Source organism: Dyella sp. PARNA 12/25 (assembly GCF_055702865.1).
This window is the reverse complement of record NZ_JBVQCI010000012.1, coordinates 116438-125956: the sequence shown is the minus strand read 5'-3', so window position 1 is coordinate 125956 and position 9519 is coordinate 116438. Positions and strand designations below refer to the sequence as shown.

The 9519-nt window shown below is 62.6% G+C and carries 8 protein-coding genes; 5 read left to right on the top strand and 3 right to left on the bottom strand.

Going from position 1 to position 9519, the window contains the following annotated elements:
• Window positions 1-118: 118 nt before the first annotated feature.
• From AC0GUR_RS19005 to AC0GUR_RS18995, 3 genes are read left to right on the top strand one after another with little or no spacing between them, the layout of a single operon-like run.
• Window positions 119-391, top strand: a complete 273-nt coding sequence (locus AC0GUR_RS19005) for a hypothetical protein (protein WP_472879076.1) — start codon at window positions 119-121, stop codon at window positions 389-391.
• The gene (locus AC0GUR_RS19000; RefSeq protein ID WP_472879075.1) at window positions 388-894 is read left to right on the top strand and encodes a YgjP-like metallopeptidase domain-containing protein; all 507 of its coding nucleotides are present in this window, start codon (window positions 388-390) and stop codon (window positions 892-894) included. Before AC0GUR_RS19005 ends, AC0GUR_RS19000 begins: the two co-directional genes overlap by 4 nt.
• Window positions 895-938: 44 nt before the next feature.
• Complete coding sequence (locus AC0GUR_RS18995; RefSeq protein WP_472879074.1) at window positions 939-1847, top strand: ion channel; 909 nt, start codon at window positions 939-941, stop codon at window positions 1845-1847.
• 18 nt (window positions 1848-1865) lie between these two features.
• Here AC0GUR_RS18995 and AC0GUR_RS18990 read toward each other — a convergent pair whose 3' ends face one another.
• Both AC0GUR_RS18990 and AC0GUR_RS18985 read right to left on the bottom strand, forming a co-directional pair.
• Window positions 1866-2828: a quinone oxidoreductase family protein gene (locus AC0GUR_RS18990; RefSeq protein WP_472879073.1), complete on the bottom strand. Its 963-nt coding sequence runs from the start codon at window positions 2826-2828 to the stop codon at window positions 1866-1868.
• Window positions 2829-2910: 82 nt separating this feature from the next.
• On the bottom strand, window positions 2911-4236 hold the full coding sequence (locus tag AC0GUR_RS18985; protein ID WP_472879072.1) for an aspartyl/asparaginyl beta-hydroxylase domain-containing protein: 1326 nt from the start codon (window positions 4234-4236) through the stop codon (window positions 2911-2913).
• Window positions 4237-4392: 156 nt separating this feature from the next.
• Here AC0GUR_RS18985 and AC0GUR_RS18980 point away from each other — a divergent pair, with 156 nt between their 5' ends.
• Window positions 4393-5967: a tetratricopeptide repeat-containing sulfotransferase family protein gene (locus AC0GUR_RS18980; protein WP_472879071.1), complete on the top strand. Its 1575-nt coding sequence runs from the start codon at window positions 4393-4395 to the stop codon at window positions 5965-5967.
• Window positions 5964-7616 (top strand): tetratricopeptide repeat-containing sulfotransferase family protein, encoded by a 1653-nt coding sequence (locus AC0GUR_RS18975; protein ID WP_472879070.1) that lies wholly within the window; start codon window positions 5964-5966, stop codon window positions 7614-7616. The genes AC0GUR_RS18980 and AC0GUR_RS18975 overlap by 4 nt, the downstream gene beginning before the upstream one ends.
• A gap of 47 nt (window positions 7617-7663) precedes the next feature.
• Here the strand turns inward: AC0GUR_RS18975 and AC0GUR_RS18970 are convergent, their stop codons facing one another.
• Window positions 7664-9493: a tetratricopeptide repeat-containing sulfotransferase family protein gene (locus AC0GUR_RS18970; RefSeq protein WP_472879069.1), complete on the bottom strand. Its 1830-nt coding sequence runs from the start codon at window positions 9491-9493 to the stop codon at window positions 7664-7666.
• Between the last annotated feature and the right edge of the window lie 26 nt (window positions 9494-9519).

The window sequence follows — 9519 nt, the reverse complement described above, 5'->3', positions numbered from 1 at the left end:
GGTCCCTTGGCTCGACAGACGGCCAGTCTGCCTTCGCCAATGCCCCTGTGGCCTGCGAACAGACAGGGCTGGTGACGACGGTGATACTTGATCAACGTTGCCTTAATGGACCACCGACATGACCGATCGCGTTTTTGACGACTACACGGCCCACGCCACGGCGGTCGCCGAAGGCTCGCGCTTTACTGCCTGCATCGTGGTCACCCCGCTCGGCCGCCACGGCTATCCGGTGTACTACGCGATCTGCGAGAACCGCAGCTTCCGTGACCAGGCGCAGGCCGAAGAGGCCGCCGCCAAGGCGCTGGCCGCCATGCTGACGCTGGAAGGCGATGGCACCCCGGTGTTCCCCGAAGGCTATACCGGCTTTGACGACGAACCACCCGCCGAATGACGCCACTGAAATACCTCGGCGGCTACCCGCCGACCGTGCTGGACAAGGTGCGCCAGCTGATTCAGCGCGATGAACTGTGCGACTATCTGCAGCGTCGCCATCCCGGGCGGCATGAGGTGCAGAGCGACAAGGCGCTGTATGCGTACACCAACGCGCTCAGGCAGGAACACCTGCGCAATGCGCCCGGCATCGACCGTGTGTGGTACGACAGCAAACTCGATGTGATCGGGCGTGCCCTGGGCCTGCACACGGCAATCTCCCACGTGCACGGCAGTCGACTCAAGGCGCGCAAGGAAATCCGCATCGCCTCGCTGTTCCGCGACACGGCGCCCGAGTTCCTCCAGATGATCGTGGTCCATGAGTTGGCCCACCTGAAGGAAACCGAGCACAACAAGGCGTTCTACCAGCTGTGCGAATACATGCAGCCGGACTATCACCAGCAGGAGTTCGACCTGCGCCTTTACCTGACCTGGCGGGACGTGCTGGCGGCCCGTAACGCCTAGCGCGATAGAATGCCAAGGCCTTCAGCTGCCTTTGGTTACGCGCAATGCGTCGATGGTTGCATCAGTTGCTTCACCGCCCCCACACGGTCGACGTCGGCGGTCGCTCATTCATCAGCCATGGCCTGACGCGTCGCGTCTGGGATGACATCTACCACGTTGCGTTGACGATAAGCTGGCCGACCTTCTTCGGTCTGGCAGCCGCTGTCTTCCTGCTGGTCAACACGCTGTTCGGGGTGCTCTACCAGCTGGGTGACCACGCCATTGCCAACCAGTTTCCAGCGAACTTCAGCGGTGCGTTCTTCTTCAGCGTGGAGACACTGGCCACGGTGGGTTACGGCGATATGCATCCGCAAACGCTGTACGGTCACGTCGTCGCGACGGCCGAGATCTTCATGGGCATGCTGAGCATCGCCCTGATCACCGGCCTGGTATTCGCACGCTTTTCGCGCCCACGCGCGAAGATCATCTTCTCCAATCATCCGGTCATTCAGCGCATCCATGGCCAGCAAACGCTGATGGTGCGTGCGGCGAACGCTCGCCAGAACGTGATCGCCGAGGCATCGGCCAAGCTCCATCTGTTGATGCGTGAGGTTTCACCCGAAGGGTTTCGGATACGACGGATCCACGACCTGAAGCTTCTGCGTGATCGGCATCCCGTGTTCATACTCAGCTGGAGCCTGATGCACGTCATCGACGAAACCAGCCCACTGTTCGACCTGGATGTTGAGGCGCTGCAAGCGACGGAGGCAACGCTGTTACTCACCATCGAAGGCATCGACGAGACCACCTCCCAATCCATGCTGGCGAGATACCAATGGAGCTACCGCGATTTTCGTTGGAATCATCGCTACGTCGACCTGGTATCTGATGACGAGCTTGGTGTCGGCCATATCGACTACACCGTCTTCCATCACGTGCTGCCGGTGGAAGAGAACGACGACAGCGAGCTCTGATCGTAGCCCGCGGCGCCGTTACAAGGTCAACAACACCTTCCCGATGGCGGCGCGACTTTCCAGATAGGCATGCGCCTGCGCGCCGTCGCGCAAGGGAAAACGCGCCGCGATATGAGGTTTCACGCTGCCCTGGCGAATCTGTTCGAATAGCGCCGCGGCCCGCTCGCGCCTGGCGTCGGGGCCAGTGAGCACATTCCACAGATCGCCACCGGTGAGAGTGAGCGAGCGATCCATCAGCAGGCGCGGATCCACAAAATCGGGATCGCCAGCGGCCATGCCGTAGAACACCACCGTGCCGCCAATACGTGCCACCGCCAGGCTATCCGGCAGCGTACGCCCCACCGAGTCGTACACCACGTTAGCGCCATGCCCGCCGGTCAGCGCGAGAGTTGCAGACACCCAGTCGTCGTAGCCCACCGCCACGTCTGCCCCGGCGGTGATCACCGCATCGCGTTTGTTCTCGCTGGATGCAATGCCCAGCACCACCGCCCCGAGTGCCTTCAACATCTGCACGAGCAACAAGCCAACACCACCCGCCGCCGCATGCACCACGGCCACATCGCCGGCTTGCACCAGGAAGCTGTCACTCACCAGGTACTGTGCCGTAAGGCCCTGCAGCAACACGGCGGCAGCGGTGTCGAATGCGATGTCGTCAGGCAGCGGTATCAGGCGGTCGCGATCGACCGCCACCAGCTCGGCATTCGCGTGTGGCATATCGGCGAAACCCACTCGCGTGCCGACGGGAAACAAGGTATCGCCCGCCACGGCATGCTCGACCACACCGGCCCCTTCATAGCCCAGCACCCACGGCGCCGAACCACTGAGGTGATAGTTGCCGTTGCGTCGGTAGACGTCGGCAAAATTCAGCCCGACGCTCTTCATGCGCACGAGCGCTTGGTTGGGGCCGGGCAGCGGATCGGGATGCTCGGACCAATGCAGCACGTCGGCAGATCCAAAGCGATCGAAGGTCAACGCACGCATGGGTTTGTCCTTGAGGCCATGAATGGCCAAACACAACTAGGAGCAAGCGGAGCGATGGTTAGCCCACCGCCCCTAGCTAGACTCACTCAACGCCCGGCACCGGCACCTCGCTGGCGCGATTGAAATCACCAATCGCCTCAACCAGATCGGTGACCGCGGCGCGCTCGATCTCGGTGAGATCGGGGTTCCAGCTGTCGAGAATCATCACCACACGCGTGGTATCGCTTCGATTCCAGGCCTCGTGCTCGAAGGTGTCGTCGAATGTCACGCAGCGCCCTTCCTTCCATTCGTGGATTTCGCCACCTACGTTGATCGCGCAATCGCGCGGTACGATCAACGGCAGGTGCGTCACCAAACGCGTATTGGTTACGCCACGATGCGGCAGGATGTGCGTGCCCGGGCGCAGCATGGAGAACAGGGTTTCCGGCGCGTGATCGCGAATGCGTACCAGCGGAATCGTATCGAGCAAAGCCGACGTGCGCGGGCAACGCGCGCAGTGCTCGTCAAAGCGCTCGCCGTGGCGATAGAAGAAGTACGCATCCCATACCGCGGGTTGATCGCTTGAAGATCGCAGATGTCCTTTCAGATCGTCTGCTGACTGTTCTCCAAGGAATGGCAGCAGCGGGCGACCTTCTGCCAGCACGGCCAACAGCTCCTCGCGAACCGCGTCGGTGGCCGCTTCCAAATCGGCCTGCCATGGAAAACGGTTCGACGGGTAGTACGGCTGGCTGGGAATACCCGGGAAATACAGGAATTTGGGCTTCTGACGCGGATCGGGTGTTTGGGCCGGCTGCTCATCCAGATAAATGGCCAGGCACTGCTCCACGCGCGAAAGCTCGGAGCGGCCATAGCGCTGACGCAACGGCTCGAGTACCGCATCGAAGACTTGGCGTCGCCCGGCATCAATAAAGCCGATAGCGTGCTTTACGGCATCCTGCAAACCGGGCGGTGTGGTGGCGTCGCTCAGCCAGCGTCCTTGCGCCTGAGCTGAATTCACCGCGCCGAAGTAGGCAAGCAAGGCTCCATGCGTATCACCCAGCTGTTCAAGCGCCATACCCAGGCGCAGCCGGGCCACGAACATGCCGCTCTCCAGCGTCACACACTGGCGAAGGCTGACGACTGCCCCCGGCAAGTCGCCCACCACGGTCTGCACGGTACCCAGCTGATGCAGAAGGGCGGGGGTAGCGGGTTGCAGCTGGTTCGCCGTGATGAGCATAGCCAGCGCACGCACCGCGTCGCCGCGCACCAGATGCCGACTGGCCAGAAACTGCAGCGCTTCCAGGTTATGGGGATCCACTTGCAGCAAGCGGGCGAAATACTGCTCGGCCTGCACCACATCGCCGTTGCGCAACCCGTTGATCGCCATTTCGCGCAGGGCTACGGCGCCCGCATCTACACCACTTGCCATTATTTCCCCACCCTCATCAGACGTTGCCCTCCCCGGGAATGCCACGGGCCCTGCCGCGGCGCACCTAGGCATAATAGTCTCGTTTCTGGCACCCGCGCAGTTTCCCGGCATTTCGCAAGACTGTGCGCCGCCAGTACCCGCAGGCCAGGGATATCCATGAACCAGAGATTGCAGGGGTTGAGCCCCGCCGCTACCCAACAGGTGCAGCTCGCCGGCCAGGCACTCGATGCCGGCCGGGTGGCCGAAGCAGACCGTTATCTGACGGGCGTCCTCGCCAGCTACCCCGATCATCCCGAAGTGCTGCGGATGAAAGCCGGCGTTCACAGCCTTCGCGGCGAGCACCCGGAAGCCATCCAAGTGATGCGTCGCGCCCTGGCGCAACGACCACAGGATCCCGCTTATCACAACACCCTGGGTTCGCTGCTGGGTTCGGCCGGCGAGTACGACGCGGCCATCGACGCCCTTCGACGCACCTGTGCGCTGCAACCCGGTCTTGCGCTGGCCTGGTACAACCTCGGCGTGGCGCTGACTAAATGCGTGCGCAATGAAGAGGCTTCCGAAGCGCTTCAGCGCGCCGTATCGCTGGCACCGGATCACCCGGGCGCGCGCGCCCTGCTCGCCGATCTGCTGCGCACGCGCGGCAAGGTTGACGAAGCCGCCGCCGAGTACCGTCGCCTGCTGGCCAGTTACCCGACCGCCGGCCTGGCATGGTGGGGATTGGCCGACCTGAGGACGCAGGCTTTTTCGGAGGATGACGTTGCGCGAATGCAGGCAGCATGGCGGCACCCCCAGGCAAGTGAAGGCGATCGCATCGCGATCGGCTTTGCTCTCGCCAAAGCCATGGATCATGCCGGCCGCTACGCCGAATCGCTCCAGTTCCTGCAGCAGGCCAACGCTATAGCCAGACGCGCGTATCCCTGGAATGGCGCCGAGTTTTCTCACAGCGTCGCGTCCATCAACGCGGTGTTCGAAACCACTCGCGCCGAAACCTCCGGACCACTCGGGCACGAAGTGATCTTTATTGCCAGCCTGCCACGATCGGGTTCCACGCTGATTGAACAGATCCTGGCCTCGCATCCCTCCGTGGAGGGCGCCGGCGAACTTCCGGACCTGCCTCACGTGCTGAGCGAAGAGTCGCGCCGTCGCGGCAAGCCCTTTCCAGACTGGGTGCGCGACATGCAGCCGACGGATTGGCAACGACTGGGTGAACGCTACCTGGAACGTACCGCGCACTGGCGGCGCGAACGCCCCATGTTCACCGACAAGCTTCCCAACAACTGGATCTACATCGGCGCCATTCGCGCCATGCTGCCAGGCGCGCACATCGTGGTCTGTCGTCGCGATCCGTTGGAAACCTGCTTCTCGTGCTACCGCCAGCACCTGGACGCCAGCAACGGATACACCCACACCTTCGACGACCTGGCCCGTTTCTGGCGCGACTTCGATCGCAGTGCGCAACGTTGGTCATCGCTGCATCCCACGCACGTGCTGGAACACAGCTACGAAGCGCTTATCGCGGACCCGGAATCGCAGATTCGCCATTTGCTGGACTTCTGCGGGCTGCCTTTTGACGAGGCATGTCTCCACTTCCACGAAAACAAGCGAGACGTGCGATCGCCCAGCGCCACGCAAGTGCGCCAACCGCTGCAGCGTGACACGGCACGCACCGCTCGCTACGGCAACCTGCTTGATCCTTTGCGCGAGGCACTGGGCCTGCCGCTTTGGCCATGACAGACACACCATTGAACGACTCGCGACCCACGCAGGGCGACGTCCGGCAGCTCCTGTCCGCTTACGCCCAGCAAGCCGCCAGCGGTAGTCCGCAAACGGCGCGACAGGTGCTCTTGAGCGCCTTGGTCGAGGCGAACGAAAACGACGTGCTCGCCTGCGGCCGTGCGCTCGTTCTTCAGGGCGACTTGTCGGCCGCGCTTGAGGTCTTTGCTGCGGGTGCTGACCGCATGCCCGAGTCGGGCGATCTCCACGTCGGTTTGGCGGGCCTGTACTGGCAACTGAAGCAGGCTGCGCAGGCTGAGCAGGTGCTGCGAGACTGGCTGCAAGCGCATCCCGATCACGCCCCTGCCACTTTCCTGTTGGCGCGGCTCCTGCGCGAACAGGGTCGCATGCAAGCGTCCGCCGATGCGGTACGCCGGTTGTTTGCGCAGGGCTCGCACGATGCGGACGTGGTGATCGAAGCCGTCGAGATACTCGACGACTACCTGCGCCCAGGGGATGCCGCCGCCATCTGTGAAGCGGAGATCGCCGCGGGATCGACCGACCCGCGCATCCACGCCTACGCGGGCATGCTGGCCATCCAGCTCGGTGAGTTCGACCGCGTGCGCGCGCGTTATGACTACGTACTCGCCCATGAGCCCCGGGCCATCGAGTGGAACATCCCCATCGGCTTGTCCGGCCTGCAACGCTATCGCGACGCCAGTCATCCGGATTTCGCGCTGTTCCATGACGTGATCAAGCGCGAAGACATCAGCGACACCACGCGCAAGACGACCTTGTTCGCACTCGGCAAGGCTTACGATGACGTGGGTGACTACGCGCAGGCGGCGAATTACCTGGCCAAGGCGAACGCCCAGGCACACGCTGCCGGCTCCTGGTCACGCAAGCAGTGGAAACGGTTGATCGAATCGCGCCTGGCGGCGGCGCCATACACCGAAGCGATCCATGCGCCCGCCGACTGGACGCCCGTATTTATTGTCGGGGTGCCACGATCTGGCACCACCCTAGTAGCCGAACTGCTTGCCCGCCATCCGGACGTCTGCAACCGCGGTGAGCTCGGCTGGCTATCGACCGTGGCGCAGCGGCTTTCCCTGGCCAAGCCCAACGATCGTGCGTCGATGGAAGAGGCCGCCACCGTCTATGCGGCCCAGCTCAGGCAGGACGACGCGCAGGCCCACTGGTTCATCGACAAGCAACCGCTCAACCTGCTGCACGTGGACCTGATCCTGGCGTTGTGGCCCAACGCGCGCATCATCCTCTGCCAGCGGGATGCGCGGGATACCGCGCTCTCGCTTTGGTCGCAGTCATTCCACGACCAGGCGCACGACTACGCCTACGATTTCCAGGATATCGCCGCGGTCATCCACGGCTGCAAACGGCTGATGACACACTGGCAAGCGCGCTACCCCACGTCGATCTGCACCGTTCACTATGAAACGCTGGTGGCCGCGCCGGACGAAGGCATCGCCGCGCTGTTCGAATGGCTGGGCCTGCCGGCATCGCCACTCGATCCACACGCGCAACATGGGCGCGGTATCAGTACGGCCAGTGCCTGGCAGGCCCGCCAACCGGTTTACACGCGATCAGCCGGACGCTGGCGCCATTACGCCCCCTACCTGCCTGAGCTGCTGACGATTCCCGAGCGTTGAGGGCAGCCAGCTCCGCCGGGTGCCCTCAAGCAAACACTTGCTGACGGCTACGCCTCGGTGGAATAACCCCAATGGCGCAGCATGGGGTCCAGGATCGGCAACACCGGTTCGATGTGGCGGCGATACTTCTGCCAGCGCCCCAACCCCTTGCGATTCACCGGCTCGATGACCTGGGAATAGCTCGGCGTGCCGATGTAGGTCTTGTTGCGTGCATGCTGATCGAAACTCAGCATGGGAGACGAATCCTCAAGCTCGAGGAATTCGGCGATGCGATTGACCTGTTGCGGAAAATCCTCCACCAGACTTTCGTAGCGCGAGACCATCACGGCAGGCTTGAACGTATCCACGTCCACCAGCCAGTTCTGCATGGTTTCCACGTAGGCATGAGCCAGGCGTTCCAGCGTGCCGCAGGCTGCCGCCAATCCACTGGCGCGGAAACTCTGCATATAGCAGCTCAGGATCACGTCACACGGATGGCGCACGGCGAGAATGAACTTCGCATTCGGAAAGAGGCGATAGATCATCCCCAGCCACTGCATGTTCAGCGGGTTCTTGTCGACCACGCGTGCGCCGTCACGGCGCGGCATGCGCTCGTCCACCAGGGCGAAATAGCGCTTGCGCAGCTCGTCGCAGTCGTACTGCCGCAGCACGCTCAAGTCTTCGAGAATGCGCGGATCGTGCCTGCGCAAGATATCGGCCAGCGCGTTGATGAAGGGGTTTTCGTCCATCGACTGCAAACCAGGATGCGCATCGAGCATCTGCTCCAGCAGCGTCGTACCGGACCGTGGAAAACCCACCACGAATATGGGGGAGTCTTTCGTATCGGGCGCGTCCCGTTGAGGCCAGCGGGCATACTGCTCGGCAGATACGCGTGGCGCGCTCACCGGCATCGCGGGCGCGTCAGGCGTGAAATATTCGGGTGAGTCGAAATGCCGTTCGATAACTTCCAGGCGGTGTGCAGTACTCAATGCCTGCATGGCCGCTTCCTGGTCACCCATCTTGTCGCACGCTTCGGCCAGGGCAAAGTAGTGCGCGTAGTCATCATTGCCCTGCGCACCGCAGCGCTCGAGGATCTGCCTCGCGCCAGCCGGATCTTTCCTGCGCAGCATGAGTGACGCGAGAAGATGGTCCACCTCATTGCGCTGAACGCTGGTGGCTTCCGCGGTCGCTGCCACCACCTCCGCCAGCGCTTGCGCATCGGCCAGCCGGTTGGACCGCTCATAAGCAGTGGCAAGCAAGAGTTTGGCTTCGAGATGATCGGGCTGGCGACCGACAAACTCCTCCAGCAATGCCATTGCCTCTGGCACGCTACCCTTCAGTACCAGCAACTGAGACAGCTCCAACAGAAGCGCGTCGTCGTTGAGTGGTAACCAGTCGCGCCATGGTTTGAGCAATTCAGCCGCGCCATCAAAATCCTGGGCGAAAGAGCAGGCCCTGGCAGCATGGATGCGCGCCAGTGCTGACGTCCCGTCCAATGCGACCGCGTCGAGCAGAACATTGCGCGCCGCCAGGTAATCTCGCCGCTTGAGCAACAAAAGCCCCTGGCTAACCTTTGCATCTGGATTGCCGGGATCGAGGTTAATGGCCTTCAGATAAGCCTTTTCTGCCTCACCTGGCTCGCCGTTGGCGGCCAGCATTTTACCGAGGTTGCACCAGTGCACGCTGCTGAAAGGATAAAGGCTCGTGAGCGAGGTGAGGACCTGCAAGGCGTCCGACATGCGCCCCTGGTGCTGAAAGCACATCGCCAACAGAACCAGCAGGTTCTCGTCATTCGGTTCGTCACGCAACGCTGCGTGACATAGCTGCTCCGCTTGCAGGTTCTGACCGGCCTGGAGCGCCGTAACAATCGAAGGAATGGTGTTGGAAGTCATCGGCATAAAAAAGGGCCGCGTGAACAATTCAC

Coding starts and splice junctions, on each gene's coding strand:
- AC0GUR_RS18975 (WP_472879070.1), top strand. CDS start 5,964: ATGACAGACACACCATTGAACGACTCGCGACCCACGCAGGGCGACGTC.
- AC0GUR_RS18970 (WP_472879069.1), bottom strand. CDS start 9,493: ATGCCGATGACTTCCAACACCATTCCTTCGATTGTTACGGCGCTCCAG.
- AC0GUR_RS18980 (WP_472879071.1), top strand. CDS start 4,393: ATGAACCAGAGATTGCAGGGGTTGAGCCCCGCCGCTACCCAACAGGTG.
- AC0GUR_RS18995 (WP_472879074.1), top strand. CDS start 939: ATGCGTCGATGGTTGCATCAGTTGCTTCACCGCCCCCACACGGTCGAC.
- AC0GUR_RS19000 (WP_472879075.1), top strand. CDS start 388: ATGACGCCACTGAAATACCTCGGCGGCTACCCGCCGACCGTGCTGGAC.
- AC0GUR_RS18985 (WP_472879072.1), bottom strand. CDS start 4,236: ATGGCAAGTGGTGTAGATGCGGGCGCCGTAGCCCTGCGCGAAATGGCG.
- AC0GUR_RS19005 (WP_472879076.1), top strand. CDS start 119: ATGACCGATCGCGTTTTTGACGACTACACGGCCCACGCCACGGCGGTC.
- AC0GUR_RS18990 (WP_472879073.1), bottom strand. CDS start 2,828: ATGCGTGCGTTGACCTTCGATCGCTTTGGATCTGCCGACGTGCTGCAT.